Raw genomic sequence first — 22,745 nt, forward strand, 5'->3', positions numbered from 1 at the left:
ATGACCACCACCTACGCACCGCTCGAGGACCAGCTCTCCGCGGACTTCTACGGCTACGAGGCCCTGCTGCCGGACGAGGAGCGGAAGATCCTCCTCAAGGCCCGCGCTCTCATGCGCGACCAGGTCAAGCCGCTGGTCAACGAGAACTGGGCCAAGGACGCGTTCCCGACCGAGCTCATCGGCCTGTTCCGCGACAGCGGCCTCGCCGGCCTGCCCTACGAGGGCTACGGCGAGCACGCTCCGGCCGTCAGCAACCTGCTCAGCGGCACGATGGCCATGGAGATGGCCCGCACCGACGCCTCGGTCTCCACCTTCTTCGGCGTCCACAACGGCCTGGCGATGTACTCGATCCACTCCGGCGGCGACCAGGAGCAGCGCGACCGCTGGCTCCCGGCGATGGCCACGATGGACAAGATCGGCGCGTTCGCGATGACCGAGCCGCTCGGCGGGTCCGACGTCGCGGGCGGCATGCGCACCACCGCCCGGCGCGAGGGCGACACCTGGGTCCTGAACGGCGCCAAGAAGTGGATCGGCAACGCCACCTTCGCCGACTACGTCGTGGTGTGGGCGCGTGACGTCGACGACAACCACGTCAAGGGCTTCGTCGTCGAGAAGGGCACGCCCGGCTTCGACCCCGTGAAGATCGAGGGCAAGATCGCCTTCCGCATCGTCGAGAACGCCGAGATCACCCTGACCGACGTCCGGGTGCCGGAGGCGAACCGCCTGCGGAACATCGACTCCTTCCGCGACGTCGCCGAGATCCTGCGCGCGACCCGCGCGGGCGTGGCCTGGCAGGCGCTCGGTGTCATGATCGGTGCCTACGAACTCGCCCTGGACTACGCCCGGGAGCGCAAGCAGTTCGGCCGCCCGATCGGAGGCTTCCAGCTCGTGCAGGATCTGCTGGTCAAGAGCCTCGGCAACATCACCGCGTCCTGGGGCATGCTGGTGCAGCTCGCCCGGCTACAGGACGCGGGTATCTTCCGCGACGAACACTCTTCGCTGGCCAAGGCGTTCGTCACCTCCCGGATGCGGGAGGTCGTGGCCTGGAGCCGGGAGCTCTTCGGCGGCAACGGCATCCTGCTGGAGCACGACATCGCCCGCTTCTTCGCCGACGCCGAGGCGATCTACTCCTTCGAGGGCACCCGCGAGATGAACACCCTGATCGTCGGCAAGTCGATCACGGGCCAGAGTGCCTTCGTCTGAACCATCCGCTCCTGAACTTCCATGTTCCTGCCCGATGTCGGGCAGGAACATGGAAGTTTCGCGTTGCCCCGACTTAGAGTTGCCGTTCGTCGTGAACAAGCGTGAACAAGCGTGAACAAGCGTGAACAAGGGGGACATTCGTGCGCTCGCTGCCCACCGGTGCGGAGGCCGTGGTCTTCGACTGCGACGGTCTCCTGGTCAACACCGAGGACTGCTGGTCGGTGGCGGAGTCGGCGGTCTTCGCGGCACACGGCCTGCCGTTCGGGCCCGCCGAGAAGGCCCTGGTCCTCGGCCGGACCCTGGAGGCCGCCGGGGAGGCCATGGCCGGCCACTTCGGGCGGCCCGGAGCGGGCGCGGAGATCGCCGCCGACCTTCTCGCCCGGGTGCGCAAGGAGTTGGCGCGGGGCGCCGAGGCCCTGCCCGGGGCGGTGGACCTGGTGCGCGCCTGCCGGGCGAGCATGCCGGTGGCCGTGGCCAGCAACAGCCCGCGGGAACTCCTCGACACGGCACTGGAGTCGGCGGGCCTCCGCGACTGCTTCCCCGTGTCGTTCGCGGCCGACGAGGTGCGCTCCGCCAAGCCCGCCCCGGACCTCTACCGCACGGCGTGCGCGGCACTCGGCGTCGCTCCGGAACGCGCCGTCGCCTTCGAGGACTCGGCCACGGGTGTCGCCGCGGCGCGTGCCGCCGGGCTCTTCGTGGCGGTCGTGCCGTCCCTCCCGGGAGGCGACCTCGACCACGACTGGCTGGGCACGAGCCTCGCCGAACCCGAGCTCCTGGCCTGGGCGAGGGGCCTGGGCCGGGACGGCGCCCGCTGATCCGCTCGCTGTCCGGATCGGCCGCTACTCCCGATCACGGCTTCCTGGCACGCTGACAAGACCCGCGCGGCCAGCAGGACCGGAAGGAAGCGCCAGCATGATCGAGTGGAAGCCCCTGGGCACCGGAGCCAGGCCCGTCCCGAAGCCCGTGGCGACCCCTTTGGTCTGGGCCGGGGCCTTCGGGGGCGCACTCGTGCTGGTGGCGCTCCTCAACACCGTGGTGGGACCCGGCCGCCCGGAAATGGCCCTGCCGGTGCTGTCCCTGCTGGCCGCCCTGCTCGGCCTGTGCGCACGCTTCACGGCCGCCCCCGGCACGGCCGTCCTGTGCTGGCTGTTCCTCAACGGCTTCGTCATCCCGCCCGCCGGCACCCTCACCTGGGCCGGGCACCGCGACACCACCTGGCTCGCCTGTCTGCTCACCGCCACCCTCGGCGGCACGGTCCTGGCCCGCATCCTCCACGCCCGGGCCGCCTACCGCCGCCTCGCCCCCGGGAGCGACCGGGAGCCCTGAGGGGTCCTGCCCTAAGGGACTGTTAGGACTTGGTTCACGCCGTTGAGCGGTGCTGTTCCCGCCATCGACCCTGTGTGCTCCCGGGCCGCAGACAAGGGAGTTCCGATGGCCACACCAACCACGGCCGCACGCGGGCAGCAGCAGCGCGAAGGCGAACGCAGGGTCGTCAGCAACATCGTGCGCGGATCGATCGGCAACCTGATCGAGTGGTACGACTGGTACGCGTACACCGCCTTCAGCGTCTACTTCGCCTCCGTCTTCTTCCCCTCCGGCGACCAGACCGCCCAACTGCTCAACACCGCAGCCGTGTTCGCCGTCGGCTTCCTGATGCGGCCGATCGGCGGCTGGGTCCTCGGCCGCTACGCCGACCGCCGCGGCCGGCGCGCCGCGCTGACGCTGTCGGTGACGCTCATGGCGGCCGGCTCGTTGATCGTCGCCCTCACCCCGTCGTACGGGTCGATCGGCGTCGCCGCGCCGGTGCTCCTGGTGGCCGCGCGGCTGCTGCAGGGCCTCTCCGTGGGAGGGGAGTACTCGACCTCGGCCACCTACATGTCCGAGGTGGCCTCCCCGGGCCGCCGCGGCTACTACTCCAGCTTCCAGTACGTCACCCTCATCGCCGGCCAGCTGACCGCGCTCGGCCTGCAGATCGTCCTCCAACAGCTGCTCAGCACCGCGCAGATGGAGTCCTGGGGCTGGCGGGTCGCGTTCGTGGTCGGCGCCGCCGGGGCGGTGGTCGTGCTGTGGCTGCGGCGCGGCATGGACGAGTCCGAGAGCTTTGAACGTGCCGCCGAGGAAGGCGGGAAGGGCGACACGGAGCAGAGCGGCCCGGCCCGCGGCAGCCTGCGGCTGCTGCTGTCCTACCCGCGGCAGTGCCTCACCGTCGTCGGGCTGACCATGGGCGGCACGCTGTTCTTCTACACGTACACGACGTACCTGCAGAAGTTCATGGTCAACACCAGCGGCATCGCCAAGCCGACCGCGGCCTGGATCAACTTCTTCGCGCTCCTCGTCTTCGTCGTGCTCCAGCCGGTCATGGGCCTGCTCTCCGACCGGGTCGGGCGCCGCCCCCTGCTGATCGCGTTCGGGGTGCTGGGCACCGTCGTGGTGGTGCCCTCGCTCACCCTGCTGTCCCACACCAGCGACCCCGTGTACGCGTTCCTGCTCATGGTCGGGCCGCTGGCCGTCAGCTCCCTGTACACGTCGATCAGCGCGGTGGTGAAGGCCGAACTGTTCCCGACCTCCATCCGGGCGCTCGGCGTCGGCCTGCCCTACGCCCTGACCGTGGCCGTGTTCGGCGGGACCGCCGAGTACGTCGCCCTCTGGTTCAAGAACGCCGGGCACGAGAACTGGTACTTCTTCTACGTGACCGCCTGCGTCCTGGTCTCGCTGCTCGTCTACATTCGGATGCGCGAGACATCGGACGCGTCGCCGCTGGACGAGGACGCCTCCCGGTCCCGCGGCTGACGGAGCGGGAAGGAGGCGGACCGTGCGGGTGCTGCTGGCCGAGGACGACGACGGGGTGGCGGGCGCGCTGACCGAGGCCCTCTACGACAACGGTCATCTGCCCGCCCGGGTGCGGCGCGGCGAGGACGTCCTCGCCCGCCACCGGCAGGCGGACCTGCTGCTGCTCGACCTCGGCCTGCCCGACCTGGACGGTCTGGAGGTGCTGCGCAAGCTGCGCGCGGTGAGCGCACTGCCGGTGGTCGTCCTCACCGCGCGGGGCGACGAACGGTCGGTGGTGCGCGGCCTGCGGCTGGGCGCCGACGACTACCTGGTCAAGCCGGTCCGGCTGGCCGAGCTGCTGGCCCGGATCGAGGCGGTCACCCGCCGCGCCACGACATCCGCCGCCCCGGCGCCGCGCACCGTCCGCGCCGCCGACGTCGAGGTCGACCTGGACGCGCGCCGGGTGACCGTCGGCGGGGCGGAGGTGCGGCTGACCACCAAGGAGTTCGAGGTCCTCGCCGCGCTGGCGGCCCGGGCCGGCACGGCGGTCAGCCGCCAGCAGCTGATGGACGAGGTGTGGGGCGACGCCTTCCTCGCCGTGTCCCGCTCGCTCGACGTGCACCTCACCCAGGTGCGGGCCAAACTCGGCCGCCCCGAGGTGCTGACCACCATCCGCGGCTTCGGCTACCGCTTCGGCGACTGAGCCGGACCGAACGGCACAGGCCCCCGCCCATGCGCACCCGCGTCCTCACCGTCGTCCTGGCCTTCGCGGTCCTCGCGGTGGCCGGCTTCGCCGTCCCGCTGCTGGCCGTCACCGCCGCGCAGCGCACCCAGCAGCTCGTCGCGGCGCGCACCGCCGACCTCGACCGGTTCGCCTCCCTGGCCGAGCAGGCCGCCGAGAGCGACGACACCGGCGCCCTCACCGCCGAGGTCCTCCGCTACACCGAGCTGTACGGCGAAGCGGTCGTGGTCGTCGACGCCCGCCGTGCCCCTGTGGTGCAGACGGGCGGGCTGCGCGCCGCCGACCCGGCCGTCGCCCGGCTCGTCGACGCGGCGCTGCGCAACCAGCCCGTCTCGCCCGGGGGGACACTGCGGCCCTGGTCCCGGGCCGACCGGCTGCTCGCCCGCCCCGTGGGCACCGGCACCAGGGTGTCCGGCGCGGTGGTGCTGCGCTCCTCGGTGCGGGCCGCCGCGGACGACATCGCGCTGCGCTGGGCGCTCGTCCTGGCCGGCGCCGGCCTGTTCGCCGTGGCGTGCGTGCTGCTCGCCCGCCGGGCCACGCAGTGGGTCGTACGGCCGCTGCACCGCCTCGACCGCGCGGTCGGCACCCTCGCCGCCGGACTGCCGCCCGAGCACGCGCGGGCCGGCGGCCCGCCGGAGCTGCGCCAGCTGGCCACCGGCTTCAACCGCATGGCCGACGCGGTCACCACCGCCCTGGAGCAGCAGCGCCGCCTGGTGGCCGACACCTCGCACCAGCTGCGCAACCCCCTGGCCGCCCTGCGCCTGCGCATCGACTCGCTCCAGCCCCATGTGCGCACCTCCGCCACCCGCACCTACACCGGCGTGACGGCCGAACTCGAACGCATGGAGCACCTGCTCGACGACCTGCTCACCCTGGCGAACGCCGAGCACCGGGCCGGCGAGCTGGCCGTGACGGACGCGCGGGAGGCCTCCTGCGACGCGGCGGCGGTCGCCGCGGCCCAGGCCGGGCTGTGGCGGCCGGTGGCCGAACAGGCCGGAGTCCGCATGGAGTTCGTCCCCGGCCCGGCCGTGCGCACGGCCTGCACCGAGGGCGAACTGGCCCAGGTGGCCGACATCCTCCTCGACAACGCGATCAAGTACGCCGGGAGCGGCGCCCGCGTCGAGACGCGCTGCTTCACCGACGGCCCGGACGCGGTGTTCGAGGTCCGCGACGACGGACCGGGCCTCGCCACCGGCGAACTGCCCCGGGCGGGCACCCGCTTCTGGCGGGCGGAACGCCACCGCGACGTGCGGGGCAGCGGCCTCGGCCTGGCCATCGCCGAGCGGCTGGTGGCCGGTCGCGGCGGACGCGTCGAGTTCGCGGCGGCAGCACCGCACGGCCTGCGCGTCCGGGTCGTCCTCCCGCACGGGCCCACGCCATGACCGGCCCCACCGACGGCCGGACGGAGATCGCCCCGGGCGTTCCCGCACCGGCCGGCCCCGCCCGCCGCACCGCCCTGCGCGCCGCCTTCGGCGCGGCGTGCACCGGCCTGCTCGCGGGCGCCACGACGGCCGACGCACGGCACACGGACCGCGGCCCGGAGGGCGAGCTGCGGGTGGCGACCGGGGAGTCGGACGGCTTCTACGCGGCCTTCGGCCGGCTGCTCGCCGCCGAGGTCACGGCGGCCTACCCGCGGCTGTCCTGCGAGGTGATCAACAGCGAGGGCAGCGTGGCCAACATACGGCTGCTCCAGGCACGCCGGGCCGACGTGGCGCTGGCCCTGTCGGACATCGCCTGGGCCGCGTACGGCGGCACCGCACCGTTCGGCCGGCGCGTCCCGCTGCGCGCCATCGGCAGGGTCTACGAGAACTACGTCCAACTGGCGGTGCGCTCCGGGTCGGGCATCCACAGCGTGGCCGGACTGGCCGGCCGTACCGTCTCGCTGGGTGCGGCCGCCTCCGGCGGTGCCGTGCTCGGCGACCGGCTGCTGCGTGCCGCGGGCCTGACCCCGGGCACCGACGTGCGGGTCCGGCACCTGCTGATGCCGCAGGCGGGGCGCGCCATGCGGGCCGGTGCCATCGACGCCCTGCTGGTCGCGGGAGGCGTGCCGCTGCCCGTGCTGTCCGGGCTGGACACCGACCCCGGCATACGTCTGCTGCCCCTGTCCGGCCTGCTGCCCCGGCTGCGCGCCGGACAGGGGCAGGCCCGGCTGCGGGACGGCCTGGGCCGGGCGGGTTCGGGTCTGGAGGCGGTGACGGTGCCTGCGGGGGCGTACCGGGAGACGCCCGAGGTGCCCACCATCGGCGTCGCCAACCTCCTGCTCTGCCGCCCCGGCCTGTCCGCCCCCGTCGCCGCCGCCCTCACCCGCGTCCTGGTCCGCCGGGCCACCCGCCTCGTCCCCGCCCCGGCCCTCGGCACCCAGTTCCTCGACGCCCGCAGCCTGATCTCCACGGGGGTCGTCCCCCTGCACCCGGGGGCGGTCGCCGCCTATCGCGAGCTGCACGGTTAGCGGGCCCGGCCGGTCGGTGAAAGCTAGGATCCCTGCCATGGCCCTGACCATGAACGACGTGGACCGGTTCGAGGCCTCCAGGCCGCGTCTGGAGGCCATCGCCTACCGCCTCCTCGGTTCGGCGAGCGAGGCCGAGGACGCCGTGCAGGAGACGTACCTGCGCTGGCAGGCCGCCGACACGGGGCGGATCGAGGTGCCCGAGGCCTGGCTGACGAAGGTGCTCACCAACCTGTGCCTCAACCAGCTCACCTCGGCACGCGCCCGGCGCGAGACCTACGTGGGCCAGTGGCTCCCCGAGCCGCTGCTCGCCGGGGACCCGATGCTCGGCCCGGCCGACACCGCCGAGCAGCGCGAGTCCGTGTCGTACGCGGTGCTCGTTCTGCTGGAGCGCCTTTCCCCCAACGAGCGGGCGGTGTACGTGCTGAGGGAGGCGTTCGACTACCCGCACCGGGAGATCGCCGAGATCCTCGACATCTCCGAGGCCGCCAGCCAGCAGATCTTCCACCGGGCCAGGAAGCACGTCGCGGAGGGCAAGGTCCGCACCGAGATCGACGAGGCCGCGGCCCGGCGGGTCATCGACGAGTTCCTCGCGGCCGCCACCAGCGGCCGGACGGAGCCGCTCGTGCGGCTGCTCACCGAGGACGCCGTTTCGATCGGTGACGGCGGCGGCAAGGTCCCGGCCCGTGCCAAGGGGTTCGAGGGCGCCCTGGCGGTCGCGCGGTTCATGCGAGGCCTGTTCAAGCCCAGCAAGGCCAAGCGGGCCCTGGTCGGCGGCTCGCCCGAGGTGTTCGCCGCGACCGCCAACGGCGACCCCGCCCTCGTCGCGGTCGTCGACGGCCGGGTCATCGGCGTCATGTGCCTGGAGATCACTCCCGAGGGCATCGCCGCGTTCCGCAACCAGGTCAACCCCGACAAGCTGGAGCGCGCGAACAGGCGGTGGGCGGCAGGAGACCACGGAGAACCTCTCACCTCGATGTGACCTGCTTCACACCGTCTTCCTGTCAGGAAACGGCGGGCTGCCCGGTTCAGGTGGCGAACCCGCTCGAGACAGGAGACCCAAGCCATGGAGCAGCACCGCATCATCGTCCTCGGAGCCGGCTACACCGGAGCCATCACCGCCGGACGCCTCGCCAGGCGGCTGCACCGCGAGGACGTCGCCATCACCCTCGTCAACGCGGAACCCGACTTCGTCGAGCGCGTGCGGATGCACCAGCTCGCTGCCGGCCAGGACCTCAGGCCCCGGCCCTTCCGCGAGATGTTCGCGGGCACCGGCGTGGAACTGAAGCTCGCGCGGGTCACCGGCGTCGACGTCGAACGCCGGACCGTCGCCGTCACCGGCGAGGACGGCCCCGAGGAGCTGGAGTACGACACCCTCGTGTACGCCCTCGGCAGCGGCTGGAACGACCAGGGGGTCCCCGGCACCGCCGAGTACGCCCACGAGATCGCCGGCCGGCCCGGAGCGCTCCGGCTGCGCGAGCGGCTGGCACGCCTGGACGCCGGGGAGACCGTCGTCGTGGTCGGCGGCGGCCTCACCGGGGTGGAGGCCGCGACCGAGATCGCCGAGGCCCGCCCGGACCTCGACGTGGCTCTCGCCGCCCGCGACGGCCTCGGCGACTGGCTCTCCGCCAAGGGCCGCGCACACCTGCGCAAGGTCGTCGGCCGGCTGGGCATCACCGTGCACGAGCACACCGCCGTCACCGGCGTCGAGGCCGACCGCGTCACCACCGCCGACGGCACCTCCCTCCCGGCCGCCGTCACCGTGTGGACGACGGGCTTCGCCGTCCACCCGATCGCGCGGGCCACCGCCCTGGAGGTGACCGGCACCGGCCAGATCGTCGTCGACCGCACCATGCGCTCGGTCTCCCACCCGGACGTCTACGCCGTCGGCGACGCGGCGCTGGTGGCGGGCCCCGGCGACAAGCCGCTGCGGATGTCCTGCGCCTCGGGCGTCCCCACCGCGTGGCAGGCCGCCGACGCCATCGCGGCGCGTCTGACCGGCGGGAAGATCCCGACCGTGCCGCTGCGCTACTTCAACCAGTGCGTCTCGCTGGGCCGCAGGGAGGGCCTCATCCAGTACGTCACCGCCGACGACCGCGCCGTCCGGGCGGCCCTGACCGGGCGACTCGCCGCCCTCTACAAGGAACTGGTCTGCAAGGGCGCGGCCTGGGGCGTCGCCCACCCGGTCCTGACGCCGACCCGGCGCCGCCGCGTGGTCCGGGAGACCGCACGGGCAAAGGCGCCGGCTCCGCTCGCGAGGGTCTGACGGTCCATGGGCTCAGGGGCGTTCGCAGAACTGGAGGAGGCCGCCGAGAGAGAAGCACGCGGCGCCGATCAGGGTGCCCCAGTTGGCGACGCCGGCGTCGACCATGCTGCCGGTGGCGGGACGGGTGAAGCCGGCGATCGCCGAGACCATGAAGAGGACGGAACCGAACTGGTTCACCGCGACGATCCACCAGCCCAGGCTACGGCGGTGGAAGCAGAACCGTCCGTGGCAGACCTCCACGAAGGCGAGGTGGCCGGAGACCAGGAAGAGCACGCAGCCGATCACGTCCGGGACCCAGATCAGCCGGTTGACCTGCTGGACGCTCAGACCCTGCAGGAAGGAGTCCAGCAGGTCGACGGCGAACACGAGGGTGCCGAAGAAGAGGACGGCCGCGCTCAGCCAGTCCACCCGGTCCGGCTCGTAACTCCACCAGCGCCAGCCGGGGGTGACGAGCCGGGGCTCGCCCCCGGGCACGTGGCGGGGAGCGTTGACGACCTGGAGCAGTGCGACGTAGCCGCCGGTGCTGAAGAACAGACCCCCGGCGAAGTAGATCGAGGCGCAGGTGGTGGCGTCGCCCGAGCCGAGCTGGGCCACGCCGGCACCGGTCGCGAAGAGGGCACCGCCGATGACGAAGGCGGTCGCGGCGAGGGCGTTGAGTCCCCGCAGCCGGCGGAGCACGGCCTCGTCGGCGCCGGTGGGCCGGCTGCCGGGGGCGCCGGGCGGGCGGACGGCCATCACTCCGCGCCGTCGGGCCGGCCGTGACTCCCACACGGCGGTGCCGCCGCCGGGAAGGTCCCAGGTGAGCCGGGTGGTGAAGGGTCCCGCGCCCTCGGCGCGCTGCTCGGGTGCTCGCACGGGCCGAGAGTAGATCGGCCACCGTGTCCCTCCCCCGTGCGAAACGCCGCCGTGGCGGCGGCTCGTTCGGCAGCACTGTGGGGATCGTGGTGGCATGAGCGAGCAGCGGTTCGACGTGTGGGCGGCCGGGGCCGCGTACGAGCGGTACATGGGTCGGTGGAGCCGTCTCGTGGCGGAGGAGTTCGTGGCGTGGCTCGACCGCGACCCGGATCTGCGGTGGCTCGACGTGGGATGCGGGACGGGTGTGCTGTCGGCCGTGGTGAGCGCCCGCTGCCGGCCCCGGACCGTGCTGGGCGTCGACCGCTCCGAGGGGTTCGTGCGCTCGGCCCGGATCGCCGCTCCCGGCCCGGCGCACTTCGTCGTGGCGGACGCGATGTCGCTCCCGCTGCGGGACGGGACGTGGGACGCCGCCGTCAGCGGTCTGACACTGAACTTCCTCCCCGAACCCACCGCGTCGGTCGCGGAGACGGCCCGGGTGGTCCGGCCGGGCGGCCTGGTCGCCACGTACGTATGGGACTACGCCGAGGGGATGGGCTTCCTGCGCCGGTTCTGGGACGCCGCCGTCGAGGTGGACCCGTCCGCACGCGCGCTGGACGAGGGCCGCCGGTTCCCCGTGTGCCGTCCGGAACGGTTGCGTGGCGTGTGGCTGGACGCCGGACTGACCGACGTGTCCACCACCCCGATCGAGGTACCCACGGTCTTCGCCGACTTCGCCGACCTGTGGGAGCCCTTCCTGGCGGGACAGGGCCCGGCCTCCGGCTACGTCGCGTCCCTCGCCCCGGCCGGCCGCGACCAGGTGCGTGACGCGCTCGCAGCGGCCCTCCCGAGAAGACCGGACGGTTCCGTCGCCCTCACGGCCCGGGCCTGGGCCGTGCGCGGCCGGAAACAAGGCGACATGGGAACGCCTCGAAGGGGCATTCGAAAACAAGCAAGCCAACAGTGAGGAGAGTGCGGCCCGTTCGGTCCGTGCAACCGACAACCGGGAGTATCCAATGACGAGTTACGGCAGTTCCCCTGCCGCTTCCTCCGGATCGCGCACCAACGGTCTGGCGATCGCGAGCCTTTGCTGCGGCATCATCGGACTGTTCATCCTGAACATCGTCCTGGGGCCCCTCGCCATCATCTTCGGCGCCGTCGCCCGCCGCCAGGCAGCGGCCAAGAACGGCGCCGGAATGGCCAAGGCCGGCATCATCCTCGGCGTCGTCGACGTCGTCCTCTGGCTCGTACTCCTGATGGTCGCCGCAAGCAACGGCGGGTTCAGTTGGTACGTCGGCGGCTAGTGCCGGGCACTGGCGGCCACCGGCGCGGTCAGGACCGCAGGAACGCCAGGATGTCCGGGTTGAGGACCTCCGGGTGGGTCGACAGCATCCCGTGCGGGAGCCCGTCGTAGCTCTTGAGCGTGCCGTTCTTCAGGAGCTCGACGGTCAGCGGTGCCGAGTCCTCGTACGGAACGATCTGGTCGTCGGTGCCGTGGGCGACCAGGACCGGTACGTCGATCTGCCGGAGGTCCTCGGTGAAGTCGGTCTCCGAGAAGGCCTTGATGCATTCGTAGTGGGCGTTGGCCGCGCCGGCCATTCCCTGCCGCCACCAGTTGTCGATCAGCCCTTGGGACACCTTCGCGCCGGGGCGGTTGAAGCCGTAGAACGGCCCCGAGGGCACGTCGATGTAGAACTGCGCCCGGTTGGTGGCGAGAGCCTCGCGGAAGGCGTCGAAGGTCTCGATGGGCAGGCCGCCCGGGTTGGACTCCGACTTGACCATGACGGGCGGTACGGCCCCCACCAGCACGGCCTTCGCGACGCGGCCGGGCGCGGCGCGGGCGACGTAGCGCGCGACCTCGCCGCCGCCGGTGGAGTGGCCGATGTGGAACGCGTCGCGCAGGTCGAGCGCCGTGGTGAGCGCGGTGACGTCGGCGGCGTAGGTGTCCATGTCGTGGCCGGTGGCGCTCTGGCTGGAGCGTCCGTGCCCACGGCGGTCGTGGGCGATGACCCGGTAGCCCTGCGCCAGGAAGAACAACATCTGGTTGTCCCAGTCGTCGGCGCTCAGTGGCCATCCGTGGTGGAAGACGATCGGCCGGCCGTCGCGCGGGCCCCAGTCCTTGTAGAAGATGCTGGTGCCGTCGTCGGTGGTGACTGTACTCATCGCTGCTCCTCCGCTCGCCCGGGCGTGCCCGGCGACGCAGAGGCGCGGGACACGCGGGACCGACGAGTTCACGCCTCGGGGCGCGACGTACCCGCACCACATTACGCCCGGGCCGTGTGCGGCACATCCTCAGCGGGCCGGTCCTGATGAGGTTCGAGGGTGATGTGCGGGGCCAGGGCGCGCAGGAAGTCCGGCGCGTCGAAGACCGCGCCCGCGGAGGCGACCCCGACCGTGCGGGTACGGCCCGTGAGGATGCGGTGGACCGCTTCCACCGCGAGCGGCGCGCTGACGGCGTAGATGTCCCGGCCGCTCGCCACCGCCCGCCGTTCGGTGCCGCCGGAGCGTACGACCGCGTCGACGAGGAAGGTCTGTTCGGACCGGCCGTCCCCGTCGGCCGCGGTCGGCGCCGGGGTGTCCGGGGCCGAGAGGTCCCGGGCCGCCTCGACCGACATGTGGGTGCGCACCTCCGGGACGGAGAGGTGGCTGGGGAGGGTGACCACGTCGGCCATCGTGAACTCCCCGACGACCTCCCTGGTGCCCATCGGCTCGGGGAAGGGCCACTTGAGGAGCGTCGGCTCGGTGTCGTGGTACTCCAGCCTGCCGCCGGTGTAGCGGACCCGCCGGCCGGCCCGGCGCTCCCGGGAGACCGTGCCCGCGGTGCGGGTGCCGGGGGTGGGGTGCCAGCCGCTGAGTCCGTAGGCGATGGTGGCCTCGTCGGCTGTCGTCCAGTCCGCCATCGCGGCGGTGGCCAGCAGGTCGCCGAGGCCGCCGTAGAAGGCCATCGCGGGGACGATCACCGCACCCGCCGCACGGGCGCGGTCCGCGAAGCGCGTGAACGTGTCGAGGTTGGCCTCGATCTCCGCCGCCACGTCCACGTACGGGATCCCGGCGCGCAGGGCCGCCTCGATCACGGGAGCGGCCGTCACGGCGAAGGGACCGGCGCAGTTGATCACGGCGTCCGTGCCGGCCAGGGCGCGGTCCAGTGAGGCGGGGTCGTCGACCGAGGCAGGCCGGACCTCGGATCCCGGGACGGATGCCGCCAGTGCCCGCAGCTTGCCGGCGTCGCGTCCGGCGAGGACCGGGACGAAGCCGCGGTCGCGCAGCTCCGTCACCACGAAGCGTCCGGTGTGCCCGTACGCGCCGTACACCGCGACCGTCTTCGCCGATGCCGATGCCGATGCCGATTCCATGGATTCTCCCCGTCGAGTGCTCGCACGAGCCGCTTGGTCCGTCGCGAACATCCTGGTCAGGGCGGGCCGTTCGCTGTGAGTGTCCGGAACGACATGCCCCGTACAGTTCCGGACATGACCACTGTCGCGCTCGCCGTCACCGAAGGCATGCTGCACTTCGAACTGTCCCTGGCCTACGAGGTGTTCGGCTCCGCCCCGGCCGGCGTGACCGTGCCCTGGTACGACGTCCTGGTCTGCGGGCCGGACGCCGTGCGCGTGGGCCGGTTCCGGCTGGAGCCGGACCAGGGGCTCGACGGCCTCCGGCAGGCCGACACCGTGATCGTCCCCGGCTGGGCGGACACCGACGAGGACCCGCCCGCCGCACTCGTCGACGCGGTACGCGCGGCCCACGAGGCGGGGGCACGCGTGGTCTCCCTGTGCACGGGCGCGTTCGTGCTGGCCGCCGCAGGACTGCTGGACGGCAGGCGAGCGACCACACACTGGGCGCACACCGGGGTCCTGGCCGCCCGTCACCCCCAGGTCGAGGTCGACCCCGACGTGCTCTACGTGGACAACGGCAGCGTGCTCACCTCGGCCGGCAAGGCCGCCGCGATGGACCTGTGCCTGCACCTCGTACGGCTCGACCACGGCTCGTCCGTCGCCAACGCCGTGGCCCGCCGCCTGGTCGTGCCGCCCCACCGGGACGGCGGACAGGCCCAGTTCGTCGCCGCCCCCGTGCCCACGCGGGACGACCACCCGCTCGCGGCGCTGCTGCCCTGGGCGATCGAACGCCTCGACCAGCCGCTCACCGTGGAGGACCTGGCCCGCCGGGCGGGCATGAGCTCGCGGCATCTGGGCCGCCACTTCAGGGCGGTGACCGGCACCACGCCGTTGCAGTGGCTGCTGACCCAACGGATCCGCCACGCCCAGGAGTTGCTGGAGACCACCGACGACACGGTCGACACCATCGCGGTGGCCACGGGCATGGGCACCGCCACGACGCTGCGCCGGCACTTCAACCGCACGGTCGGCGTCCCTCCGGACACCTACCGCCGGACTTTCCGATCGAGGCCCGGCACCGCCACGCGCTGACTCACGCCCCGCAGTGAACGCACAGGCGTTGTTCTTCCTCTAGCACGGCGACACCCCCCAACTGAGAGGAACGAGCCGTGCGTTCACGTGTACGCATACGTTCACGCCTTTACCCGGCCGGGTCGCTGGTCCTGGCACTGGCCGCGGCGGGCTCCGTGCTGGCCGGAACGGCCACCCCGGCCTCCGCCGAGGGCTCGCCCGCCCGTGCCGACCTCCGCGCGGACGTGAACCGTGACGGGCGGGTCGATGTCGGCGGCGCCAGCGACACGAGCGGCGAGGACGGCTGGTCCGTCGGCCGCGGTGCCGTCGTCCTGCCCAACATCGACGACGACACCAAGCGGTGTCCGGTCAGCGGGCCGGGCGGGAGACCCCTGACCGACGCCAAACTGGCCGCCTGCAACGACGCCACCGACAAGAAGGTCAACGGCGGCGCGGACGCCTCCGACCTCGCCCGGGTCCGTTCCGTCCCCCTGCCCGGCCTCCCCGCGGACGCCAAGGGCAGCCTGAAGATCACCACGGGTGGAAAGCACGCGCACCTCTTCCTCAAGCGGTCCGGGAAGTGGGTGCTGGTGACGTCCACGACCCGGCTGACCGCCGCGGAGCTGCGCTCCGGCGCGGAGTTCGGAGTCGAGGCGACCGATGTCGTGCGGGACACCGCCAAGTGGGACGGCCGGGTCGTGGTCCAGCTGACGGTGACGTCCGGCGCCCGCGCGACCACCTCCGACTCGGTGACCCTGCGCGTCGCCCCGCTGCTGACCCAGCACCACCTGCAGAACACCCAGCAGGTGATGGTGACCGAGGTCCAGGGCGAGGGCCCCTACAGCCGTCTCCAGCAGAAGTTCGTCAAGGAACTGGCGAAGGAGGTCAAGAAGGCCGGGGTCACCACGCCGTTGGTCAAGTTCACGAAGTACGCCGACCCCTGGGCCCAGGACTTCGTCGAGCCGGCCTACGTCAGCATGACCGGGCCGGGCGGCAAGCGGCAGGTGATGCGCGTGATGCTGCGCTCCGCCCAGCCGGACCGGGACGCCGGCCGCGAGCTGTTCGAGAAGGTGCGCGGACGGGACGTCGGTGTGGTGCAGGTGACCGACCGGGCCGAACCCGACGACTGGTCGCTGAACTCCATGGGGAACCTGGAGACCATTCCGCCCTACGCGCACGGCGGCCGGTCCTTCCCCGCCGGGCGGATCATCCAGGGCTGGCGCAAGGACAGCGGCGCGCGCACGTCGAAGGTGATGAGCACGCTGCTGAAGTCGCAGGGCGTGCAGGACCCGCTGCTGCTGGACACCTCCTGGCTGGGCGTCGGGCACGTCGACGAGTTCGTGCAGTTCCTGCCAGCCGACACCCCGCGCGGCTGGCGCATCGGCATCGCCGACCCGGAGGCGGGGCTGCGACTGCTGCGCGACGCCAAGAGCGCGGGACACGGCAGGACGAAGATGTTCTCCGTGCCGGGCCGCAGTGACACTCCGGCGCCCAAGGAGACCATCGACCAGGCGCTCGCCGACCGGCATCTGGTGGCCGACAACGAGATGGCGGCGCGGCGCATCGCGGCCAACCTGGAGATCCTCAAGCGCGAGACGGGCGTCACCGACGACGAGGTCGTACGGGTACCCGCGCTGTACACCCGGGACTCGCAGGCGGAGGCCGACAGCGGGCAGGAGGTTCCGGTACCGCGCCTGACGCGCATGGGAGCCGGCGCCGACCTGGTGGGCGCGCTCAAGGACCGCGGCCAGCAGAGGTGGCTCGCCCAGAACCCAGCCGCCCGGGCGACGGTGACGACCAGCGCGTACGTCCCCGGAGCGGTCAACGGCGTGCTCCTGGGCCGCGACCGGTACCTCGCCCCGCGCCAGTGGGGTCCCGTCATCGACGGCAAGGACATCTTCACGGAGGCGGTGGGCGCCGTGTACCGGCAGGCCGGTCTGAAGGTGTCGTACATCGACGACTGGTACACGTACCACCTCGGCATGGGCGAGGTGCACTGCGGCACCAACACCCTGCGGGACGCGTCGGCCGCGTGGTGGCGGTAGCCGGTAGCCGGTAACCGGTAGCCGGGACCAGGCGGGTGCGGGCCGGACGCCTCCGGCCCGCACCTGACGGGCGTTCACGCCTCAGCCCTTCTCGGGGCCCCCGTCGTCGCGGGGCCAGACGGCGATGGCGATGAGCACGGCCGCCCACACGCCCAGCGGTGTGACCGGCCAGTAGTACGTCAGCTCGCCCTCCCGTGCGCAGCGCACACCCCAGACCCCGGACATGATCACCGCTCCGCCGAGCCAGTAGCGCCATTCGGCCAGCCACTCACGGAGGTCTTTGCGTTCCTGCTCCGAGCGGGTCGGCGTCGGCCCGGGCAAGTCAGCGGTCAGCGCCGCGAGTTCGTCGGCGGTACGCGCCCGCAACGCGCTCCGCGACCGGACCTCGTGCTCGGACGTGTCCAGCCGCCCCTCGGCCAGCGCCGCCGCCAGCACCTGCAGCGCCGCGTCGCGTTCACGGTCCGACACCCGCACCGCCGGCATGGCGGGCTCACCTCGGTCGTCCACTGCTGTCCCCCTTCCTGCACCGTGGAGGCACATGGCCTCGACAGCTTTTAGAATACGACCGTATCCTGAAAAGGGGAGTGCGAGCGATGCCCAAGACCGTCGACAGGGAGGAACAGCGCCGGCAGATCGGTGCGGCCCTGCTCCAACTCGTCTCCGAACGGGGCCTCGACGAGGTCAGCGTGCGCACCGTGGCCGCCGCCACCGGCCGCTCCCCGGGAGCCGTGCAGAAGTACTTCCGCACCAAGGACGAGATGCTCACCTTCGCCGCCGAGCTGGCCGGGGAGCGCATCGAGCGCCGCATGGCGGGCGTCGACACCACGCTCCCGCTGCGCCGGGCGCTGCGGGAGCTGATCCTCACCACCCTCCCCGTGGACGCCGAGCGCCGCGCCGAGGCCACCGCGCAACTCGCCTTCGCCGTCCACGCGGCACACCACCCCCGCCTCGCCGCCATCCGGCGCCAGGTCGACCAGGACGTCCGTCAGGCCCTGGCCGCCTGGCTGGAGACCGCCGGGCACGGCACGGACGCGGCGGCCGTCGCCGACGCGGTGATCGCCCTGTCCGACGGCCTGGCCCTGCGCATGCTGTACACCCCGCAGGAGCACGAGCGGTTGCTCGTCGCGCTGGACCGGGCGCTCGACGCGCTCGTCACGGCCCGCGACTCGCCAGGGGAACGGCTCAGTGGTCGTCGGTGATGGTGGTCGCGATGCCGTTGCTGATCACGACCTCGGCGCTGACGCCCTTCTTGGCGGCCGTCTCCAGATCGGCCTCGGTGCACTCGGTGCCCTCCTGGCCGCCTTCGTCACCGCAGATGTCGCCGTAGCCCAGGATCTTGGTGTCCTCGGCGAGGAGGAACTGCTGCTCGACGCCCTTCATGTCGGAGACCGTGTACTTGCCCGGTGCCAGGTAGGAGACGTTGCCGAACCACGTTCCGTTGACGCCCTTGCCCTTGTTGATGCCGTCGACGACGGTCTCACCGGAGCCGGAGCCGGAGCCGGAGCCGGAGCCGGAGCCGGAGCCGGAGCCGGAGCCGGAGCCGGAGCCCTGCTGGGCGGTACGCCGCTCGGTGACCAGGGTCGCGACACCGTCCTTCATCTCCACGTCGGCGTTCACGGCGGCCTTCTTGGCAGCCGCCTCCAACTGGTCCGGCGTGCACGGCGCGTCCACCTTGGACCCCGCGTCGCCGCATATCGTGCCGCCGCCGTAGACCTCGGTGTCGTCGGCCACCAGGAACTGCTGGTCGCCCTTGCCCGGTACGGACACGATGAACTTGCCCGGGGCGAGATAGGTGACCTTGCCGTTCTTGAACGAACCGCTGACGCCCTTCGAGTTCTTGGACCCCGACGCCTTCTCCGCGACCGCCGCCGAGCCCGTCCCGCTCTTGCCGGACGAGGTGTCGTCGGTGCCGTTCTGGCACGCCGTCATCAGCAGCCCGGCGGTGAGCGCGGCGGTGGCGACGACGGTCCTGCGCAGGTGGCGGTTCATCACGGGAGGTTCCTTCCGAGGTGGGGTGCTGTACTGACTATGAGGGGCCCCGGGGCCCGCAGGTCACCCCCGTCTTCCCTTCAGGACACCGCGGTGGCACAGCCGTGACACGGCAACACATCGGCCATGGAGGACAGTTCGTCGACGCGCCGCCTTGCGTCAGGTGAGTACGTGCGTGTGGGGGCGCCGCCCCGGACAGGGCGACGCCCCCACCGCGGGGTCAGCGCCGGCTGGGATCCAGGTCCGGGTTCTTCATGATCTGCTTCGTCAGCTTCGGGCGCTCCTTGACCAGGTCGGCGGCGATCGGGTCGTGGAAGTACTTCCGGTACAGCTTGATGTAGGTGCCGTCGTCGATCATCTCGTCGATCTGCTCGTCGATGTCCTTGAGCAGCTCGGGATCGCCGTCCTTGCGCATCGGGAAGGCGCTGCCCTGGAGACTCTCCAGTTTCACGGCGATCCGCAGCGGCTCCTTCGCGACGTACGCGTCCGCGCTGGCGCCGCCGAGAACGGCCGCCTCGATACCTCCGGAGAGCAGCTGTGTGATCAGCGCGGTCTGGTCCTTGAACTTCACCAGCTTCACCCGCTTCATCTCGCGGTGGACGAAGTCCTCCTGCACGGACCCGCTGACCGCGCCGACCCGCTTGCCGTCGAAGTCCGACACGGCGTTCTGGCGGCCGCCCTTGGGCGTCAGGATGTCGGTGAAGCCCCAGTAGAACGGGGTGGTGAACGCGACCGACTTCTTGCGCTCGGCGGTCGCGCCGACGCCTGCCACACCGACGTCGTACTGCCCGGCCGACAGCCCGGCGAGGATGCCCTGCAGGGTGGTGGTCTTGTACTGGACCTTCAGGCCCAGGCGCTTCGCGGATTCGTTCATCAGCTCGACGGCGAACCCGGTGGGCCTGCCTTTGGCGTCGGTGATCGCGAAGGGCGGCTGCTCGGACTGGGTGGCGGCGGTGATCACACCGTCCTGGACGAGCTCGTACTTGCTGCTCGCGGGGTCCGCCGCCGCACCGCCGCCACAGGCGGCGAGGGACAGCACGAGAGTGACGGCCGCGGCGCCGGCGAGCAGTGGTCTGCGTGAAGTGAGGCGCATGATCCGGTCTTTCTGGTGAGGGTTCACGACGGTGTGGAGATGACGGCCCGGGTGAGGTTCACAGGACCTGGGAGAGGAACTGGCGCAGCCGGGGGTGGTCGGCGCGCTCGAAGATCCGGTCGGGGGTGTCGATCTCGGCGATACGGCCGTCGCACATGAAGGCGACGCGGTCGGCGGCCTCCCGGGCGAAGCCCATTTCGTGGGTGACGACGGCCATGGTCATGCCGCCCGATGCGAGATCCCGCATCACGGCCAGCACGTCCTTGACCAGTTCGGGGTCGAGCGCGGAGGTTGCCTCGTCGAACAGCATCAGCTCCGGCTCCATGGCGAGCGCGCGGGCGATGGCCACGCGCTGCTGCTGCCCGCCGGACAGCCGGCCGGGCCGCTGGTCGGCGAAGGCGGCGAGGCCGACGTGGTCGAGGTGGCGTCGGGCGACCACACGGGCCTGCTCGCGGCCCATGCCCTTGACGGAGGTCAGGGCGAGCGTGACGTTGCGCTCGACGCTCATGTGCGGGAAGAGGTTGAAGTGCTGGAAGACCATGCCGATACGGGCACGGGCGGCATCGACGTCGGCGTGCGGCGCGGTCAGGCAGGTCTCGCCGAGCCAGATGTCACCGGCGCCCGGCTGCTCCAGCAGATTGAGGCACTTCAGCAGGGTGGACTTGCCGGAGCCCGAGGGGCCGATCAGACAGAGCGTCTCCGCGCGCCGCACATCGAGGTCGATGTCGTGCAGCACGGGGGTGGTGCCGTAGCTCTTGCTGAGGCCGGCGATCCGCAGGGCGACGGGGGTGGCGGGGCTCGTGGCCACGGGGCCGATCGTGTTCCGAGGGGCGGTCATCGGCCTCCTCCTTCGGTTCCGGCGGGCTGGAGCGGGGGCTTGGGCAGGTCGGGATCGGCCGGAGCGGGGAGGGGCCCGGGGCGCGGACCCTCGCGCAGCCGCCGGTCGAGGTGGTTGACGAAGTAGGTCATCGGGATGGTGAGCGCGAGGTAACACAGGCCCGCCGCGATCAGAGGCGAGGAGTTGTAGGTCCGGGCGACCTCCTCCTGCGCGATGAAGTACAGCTCGCGCTGCCCGGCGGCGAGGCCGAGCAGGTAGACCAGCGAGCTCTCCTTGATGTCCTTGACGAACTGGCCTGCCATGGCGGGCAGTACGCGGCGGATGCCCTGCGGCACCACCACCAGACGCATCGCCTTGAGATAACTGAGGCCCAGGCTGCGGGCGGCCTGCAGCTGGCCGGGGTCGACGCTCTGGATGCCGGAGCGGAAGATCTCCGCGGTGTAGGCGCCGGAGATGATGCCGATCGCCAGGATCGCGTAGCCGAAGGGGTCGGTGCCGAAGGGGCGGACCCCGGCCGCGGGCAGGCCCACCCCGACCAGCATCACCGTGATGATCACCGGCAGGCCGCGGAAGACGTCGACGTAGATCCGGGCGGGCAGCCGCACCAGCCGGCGCTCGGACAGCAGCAGCATCGCGGCCAGCAGGGCGATGGCGACGCCGAGGACGATCGCGCCCGCGGCGATGACCAGGGTGTTCAGCAGCCCCTCGGTGATCAGGCGGGGGAAGGTCTGGGCGATCAGGTCCCAGTTGAAGAACGTGTTGAGCAGGGCGTCCGAGGCGAGGCCGGGCGGCGACGAGGAGCTCATGACGACTCCTGACCAGCGGTGGAACACAGAGCGGACGCGTGGAACTCGGCACGGACCTCGGCGAGGAACTCCGGGTCTGCGAGCAGGTCGAGAACGAGCGCGGCCATGGCCGTCGCCATCGTCGTGGCCGCCGTGTGCGCCCGCGGGCTGCGGGCGGCCTCACGCATCGGGACGGAGTGGCTCGGGGTGTCGCGCGGGCCGATCTGCACGTACGGGTGGATCGCCGGGAGCTTGATCGAGACGTTGCCGATGTCCGAGGAACCGGCCGGGTTGGCCGGGGACGGCGGTTCCAGCTCCAGGCCGAGGCCGGCGGTGTACGCGGCGATCCGCCGGCCCATCACCAGGTTGTCGTTGCGTTCGGCGTAGCGCGGCGCGGTCTCCGCCGTCTCGACGGTCGTGCCGGTGGCGAGCGCCGCTCCGTCGGCGGCCGCGAGGACCCGGGGCACCAGCGCGTCCAGGGCGGCGGAGGTCGCCTCGCGTATGAAGAGGTCCACCTCGGCGCGATCGGGCACCACGTTGGGGGCGCTGCCGCCGTGCGCGATGATCCCGTGCACCCGGGCGGTCGGCGGCACGAACTGGCGCAGCGAGTCGACCGCCGTGAGGAACAACTGGGCGCCCGCGGCGGCGGATCGGCCGTCCCAGGGCATCTTGGCGGCATGCGCGGCCACACCGTGGAACGTCAGCCGCAGATGGCAGACGGCCAGTGCGTGCCGGGCCATCAGACTGCGGTCGCCCGGATGGAACATCACCGCCGCGTCCACGCCGTCGAACACGCCGCGTTCCAGCATGAGGATCTTGCCGCCGCCGCCCTCCTCGCCCGGGGTGCCGATCACCATGAGCGTGCCGGGGTGGTCCGGGCGTACGGCGGCCGCGGCGACGGCGGCGGTCAGTCCGCCGGCCGCGATGAGGTTGTGCCCGCACGCGTGACCGATGCCGGGCAGCGCGTCGTACTCCAGCAGCACCGCGACCGTCGGACCGTCCACCGGCCCCCGGTGGGTGGCGGTGAAGGCCGTCGGCAGGTCTGCCACGCCCTTGCTCACTTCGAAGCCCGCGGCGGCGAGCCGGCCGGCCAACTGCTCGGCCGCGTAGTGCTCCTCGAACCGGGTCTCCGGTGTCGTGTGCAGATCGAGGCTGAGCTGCTCCAGCAGGGAGCGGCGCTCCTGTACCGCGGCGCGAAGGTCGGCGGGGACGGGCTGATTCATGGCGACTCCGGGGGGAGGCTCGGTCGGATTGCCGGAACCGTAGAGCTCGCCGGAGGCCGTACCTACAATGGTTGTCGCGGTCGCGGTAAGCGACCTTCCCGGCCTGCCGGAG

General features: G+C 72.3%; 23 protein-coding genes. 14 read left to right on the forward strand and 9 right to left on the reverse strand.

The window, feature by feature from the left end; translation table 11 throughout:
- From SSQG_RS20315 to SSQG_RS20355, 9 genes are all read left to right on the forward strand, one after another.
- The gene (locus tag SSQG_RS20315) at positions 1 to 1,203 is read left to right on the forward strand and encodes an acyl-CoA dehydrogenase family protein (RefSeq protein WP_003991699.1); all 1,203 of its coding nucleotides are present in this window, start codon (positions 1 to 3) and stop codon (positions 1,201 to 1,203) included.
- Between the two features lie 140 nt (positions 1,204 to 1,343).
- Entirely contained in the window at positions 1,344 to 2,018 is a 675-nt protein-coding gene (locus SSQG_RS20320) for an HAD family hydrolase (protein ID WP_003991700.1), read from the forward strand.
- 97 nt (positions 2,019 to 2,115) lie between these two features.
- Positions 2,116 to 2,529 carry a hypothetical protein gene (locus tag SSQG_RS20325; protein ID WP_003991701.1) on the forward strand — a complete coding sequence of 138 codons (414 nt, stop codon included), beginning with the start codon at positions 2,116 to 2,118 and terminating at the stop codon, positions 2,527 to 2,529.
- Between the two features lie 105 nt (positions 2,530 to 2,634).
- Complete coding sequence (locus SSQG_RS20330) at positions 2,635 to 3,993, forward strand: MFS transporter (protein ID WP_003991702.1); 1,359 nt, start codon at positions 2,635 to 2,637, stop codon at positions 3,991 to 3,993.
- 22 nt (positions 3,994 to 4,015) lie between these two features.
- Positions 4,016 to 4,675 carry a response regulator transcription factor gene (locus tag SSQG_RS20335; RefSeq protein WP_003991703.1) on the forward strand — a complete coding sequence of 220 codons (660 nt, stop codon included), beginning with the start codon at positions 4,016 to 4,018 and terminating at the stop codon, positions 4,673 to 4,675.
- Between the two features lie 29 nt (positions 4,676 to 4,704).
- Entirely contained in the window at positions 4,705 to 6,096 is a 1,392-nt protein-coding gene (locus SSQG_RS20340) for a sensor histidine kinase (protein ID WP_039933222.1), read from the forward strand.
- Positions 6,093 to 7,163: a TAXI family TRAP transporter solute-binding subunit gene (locus SSQG_RS20345; RefSeq protein WP_003991705.1), complete on the forward strand. Its 1,071-nt coding sequence runs from the start codon at positions 6,093 to 6,095 to the stop codon at positions 7,161 to 7,163. Before SSQG_RS20340 ends, SSQG_RS20345 begins: the two co-directional genes overlap by 4 nt.
- 37 nt (positions 7,164 to 7,200) lie before the next feature.
- Positions 7,201 to 8,142: an RNA polymerase sigma-70 factor gene (locus SSQG_RS20350; RefSeq protein ID WP_039933225.1), complete on the forward strand. Its 942-nt coding sequence runs from the start codon at positions 7,201 to 7,203 to the stop codon at positions 8,140 to 8,142.
- A gap of 84 nt (positions 8,143 to 8,226) precedes the next feature.
- Entirely contained in the window at positions 8,227 to 9,426 is a 1,200-nt protein-coding gene (locus SSQG_RS20355) for an NAD(P)/FAD-dependent oxidoreductase (RefSeq protein ID WP_003991707.1), read from the forward strand.
- A gap of 12 nt (positions 9,427 to 9,438) precedes the next feature.
- Here the strand turns inward: SSQG_RS20355 and SSQG_RS20360 are convergent, their stop codons facing one another.
- Positions 9,439 to 10,281 (reverse strand): hypothetical protein, encoded by an 843-nt coding sequence (locus SSQG_RS20360; RefSeq protein WP_003991708.1) that lies wholly within the window; start codon positions 10,279 to 10,281, stop codon positions 9,439 to 9,441.
- 94 nt (positions 10,282 to 10,375) lie between these two features.
- Between SSQG_RS20360 and SSQG_RS20365 the strand changes: the two genes are divergently transcribed.
- Both SSQG_RS20365 and SSQG_RS20370 read left to right on the forward strand, forming a co-directional pair.
- Positions 10,376 to 11,224, forward strand: coding sequence for a class I SAM-dependent methyltransferase (locus tag SSQG_RS20365; protein ID WP_003991709.1), 849 nt, complete (start codon positions 10,376 to 10,378; stop codon positions 11,222 to 11,224).
- Between the two features lie 49 nt (positions 11,225 to 11,273).
- On the forward strand, positions 11,274 to 11,561 hold the full coding sequence (locus SSQG_RS20370; RefSeq protein WP_003991710.1) for a DUF4190 domain-containing protein: 288 nt from the start codon (positions 11,274 to 11,276) through the stop codon (positions 11,559 to 11,561).
- Positions 11,562 to 11,589: 28 nt separating this feature from the next.
- On the opposite strand, the gene SSQG_RS20375 is transcribed toward SSQG_RS20370, so the two are convergent.
- Together SSQG_RS20375 and SSQG_RS20380 are read right to left on the reverse strand one after the other, a co-directional pair.
- Complete coding sequence (locus SSQG_RS20375) at positions 11,590 to 12,420, reverse strand: alpha/beta fold hydrolase (protein ID WP_003991711.1); 831 nt, start codon at positions 12,418 to 12,420, stop codon at positions 11,590 to 11,592.
- Positions 12,421 to 12,521: 101 nt separating this feature from the next.
- Entirely contained in the window at positions 12,522 to 13,610 is a 1,089-nt protein-coding gene (locus tag SSQG_RS20380; protein ID WP_003991712.1) for a saccharopine dehydrogenase family protein, read from the reverse strand.
- 114 nt (positions 13,611 to 13,724) lie between these two features.
- Here SSQG_RS20380 and SSQG_RS20385 point away from each other — a divergent pair, with 114 nt between their 5' ends.
- Positions 13,725 to 14,681, forward strand: coding sequence for a helix-turn-helix domain-containing protein (locus SSQG_RS20385; protein WP_039933227.1), 957 nt, complete (start codon positions 13,725 to 13,727; stop codon positions 14,679 to 14,681).
- Positions 14,682 to 14,758: 77 nt separating this feature from the next.
- Positions 14,759 to 16,705 (forward strand): protein-arginine deiminase domain-containing protein, encoded by a 1,947-nt coding sequence (locus SSQG_RS20390; RefSeq protein WP_003991714.1) that lies wholly within the window; start codon positions 14,759 to 14,761, stop codon positions 16,703 to 16,705.
- Between the two features lie 81 nt (positions 16,706 to 16,786).
- Here the strand turns inward: SSQG_RS20390 and SSQG_RS20395 are convergent, their stop codons facing one another.
- Positions 16,787 to 17,212 carry a DUF1707 SHOCT-like domain-containing protein gene (locus SSQG_RS20395; RefSeq protein ID WP_244299185.1) on the reverse strand — a complete coding sequence of 142 codons (426 nt, stop codon included), beginning with the start codon at positions 17,210 to 17,212 and terminating at the stop codon, positions 16,787 to 16,789.
- Between the two features lie 86 nt (positions 17,213 to 17,298).
- Here SSQG_RS20395 and SSQG_RS20400 point away from each other — a divergent pair, with 86 nt between their 5' ends.
- Entirely contained in the window at positions 17,299 to 17,904 is a 606-nt protein-coding gene (locus SSQG_RS20400) for a TetR/AcrR family transcriptional regulator (protein WP_039933228.1), read from the forward strand.
- Here the strand turns inward: SSQG_RS20400 and SSQG_RS42170 are convergent.
- The 5 genes from SSQG_RS42170 to SSQG_RS20425 form a co-directional block, all read right to left on the reverse strand.
- Positions 17,888 to 18,694 (reverse strand): hypothetical protein, encoded by an 807-nt coding sequence (locus SSQG_RS42170; protein WP_003991717.1) that lies wholly within the window; start codon positions 18,692 to 18,694, stop codon positions 17,888 to 17,890. The genes SSQG_RS20400 and SSQG_RS42170 overlap by 17 nt on opposite strands.
- Before the next feature lie 220 nt (positions 18,695 to 18,914).
- On the reverse strand, positions 18,915 to 19,787 hold the full coding sequence (locus SSQG_RS20410) for a substrate-binding periplasmic protein (protein ID WP_052310317.1): 873 nt from the start codon (positions 19,785 to 19,787) through the stop codon (positions 18,915 to 18,917).
- A 58-nt stretch (positions 19,788 to 19,845) separates the two neighbouring features.
- The gene (locus SSQG_RS20415) at positions 19,846 to 20,625 is read right to left on the reverse strand and encodes an amino acid ABC transporter ATP-binding protein (RefSeq protein ID WP_052310318.1); all 780 of its coding nucleotides are present in this window, start codon (positions 20,623 to 20,625) and stop codon (positions 19,846 to 19,848) included.
- Positions 20,622 to 21,431, reverse strand: a complete 810-nt coding sequence (locus SSQG_RS20420; RefSeq protein ID WP_039933229.1) for an amino acid ABC transporter permease — start codon at positions 21,429 to 21,431, stop codon at positions 20,622 to 20,624. The genes SSQG_RS20415 and SSQG_RS20420 overlap by 4 nt, the downstream gene beginning before the upstream one ends.
- The gene (locus SSQG_RS20425; protein ID WP_003991720.1) at positions 21,428 to 22,633 is read right to left on the reverse strand and encodes an amidohydrolase; all 1,206 of its coding nucleotides are present in this window, start codon (positions 22,631 to 22,633) and stop codon (positions 21,428 to 21,430) included. The genes SSQG_RS20420 and SSQG_RS20425 overlap by 4 nt, the downstream gene beginning before the upstream one ends.
- Positions 22,634 to 22,745: the final 112 nt, after the last annotated feature.

Origin of the sequence: Streptomyces viridochromogenes DSM 40736, assembly GCF_000158955.1 — a bacterium.
Classification (GTDB): Bacteria; Actinomycetota; Actinomycetes; order Streptomycetales; family Streptomycetaceae; genus Streptomyces; species Streptomyces venetus.

Bases quoted from the DNA above. Each gene is read 5' to 3' on its own strand.
- SSQG_RS20410 (WP_052310317.1), bottom strand. From the start codon at position 19,787: ATGCGCCTCACTTCACGCAGACCACTGCTCGCCGGCGCCGCGGCCGTC.
- SSQG_RS20420 (WP_039933229.1), bottom strand. From the start codon at position 21,431: ATGAGCTCCTCGTCGCCGCCCGGCCTCGCCTCGGACGCCCTGCTCAAC.
- SSQG_RS20355 (WP_003991707.1), top strand. From the start codon at position 8,227: ATGGAGCAGCACCGCATCATCGTCCTCGGAGCCGGCTACACCGGAGCC.
- SSQG_RS20400 (WP_039933228.1), top strand. From the start codon at position 17,299: ATGCCCAAGACCGTCGACAGGGAGGAACAGCGCCGGCAGATCGGTGCG.
- SSQG_RS20325 (WP_003991701.1), top strand. From the start codon at position 2,116: ATGATCGAGTGGAAGCCCCTGGGCACCGGAGCCAGGCCCGTCCCGAAG.
- SSQG_RS20345 (WP_003991705.1), top strand. From the start codon at position 6,093: ATGACCGGCCCCACCGACGGCCGGACGGAGATCGCCCCGGGCGTTCCC.
- SSQG_RS20415 (WP_052310318.1), bottom strand. From the start codon at position 20,625: ATGACCGCCCCTCGGAACACGATCGGCCCCGTGGCCACGAGCCCCGCC.
- SSQG_RS20330 (WP_003991702.1), top strand. From the start codon at position 2,635: ATGGCCACACCAACCACGGCCGCACGCGGGCAGCAGCAGCGCGAAGGC.
- SSQG_RS42170 (WP_003991717.1), bottom strand. From the start codon at position 18,694: ATGAACCGCCACCTGCGCAGGACCGTCGTCGCCACCGCCGCGCTCACC.
- SSQG_RS20375 (WP_003991711.1), bottom strand. From the start codon at position 12,420: ATGAGTACAGTCACCACCGACGACGGCACCAGCATCTTCTACAAGGAC.
- SSQG_RS20380 (WP_003991712.1), bottom strand. From the start codon at position 13,610: ATGGAATCGGCATCGGCATCGGCATCGGCGAAGACGGTCGCGGTGTAC.
- SSQG_RS20315 (WP_003991699.1), top strand. From the start codon at position 1: ATGACCACCACCTACGCACCGCTCGAGGACCAGCTCTCCGCGGACTTC.
- SSQG_RS20365 (WP_003991709.1), top strand. From the start codon at position 10,376: ATGAGCGAGCAGCGGTTCGACGTGTGGGCGGCCGGGGCCGCGTACGAG.
- SSQG_RS20385 (WP_039933227.1), top strand. From the start codon at position 13,725: ATGACCACTGTCGCGCTCGCCGTCACCGAAGGCATGCTGCACTTCGAA.
- SSQG_RS20370 (WP_003991710.1), top strand. From the start codon at position 11,274: ATGACGAGTTACGGCAGTTCCCCTGCCGCTTCCTCCGGATCGCGCACC.
- SSQG_RS20350 (WP_039933225.1), top strand. From the start codon at position 7,201: ATGGCCCTGACCATGAACGACGTGGACCGGTTCGAGGCCTCCAGGCCG.
- SSQG_RS20340 (WP_039933222.1), top strand. From the start codon at position 4,705: ATGCGCACCCGCGTCCTCACCGTCGTCCTGGCCTTCGCGGTCCTCGCG.
- SSQG_RS20425 (WP_003991720.1), bottom strand. From the start codon at position 22,633: ATGAATCAGCCCGTCCCCGCCGACCTTCGCGCCGCGGTACAGGAGCGC.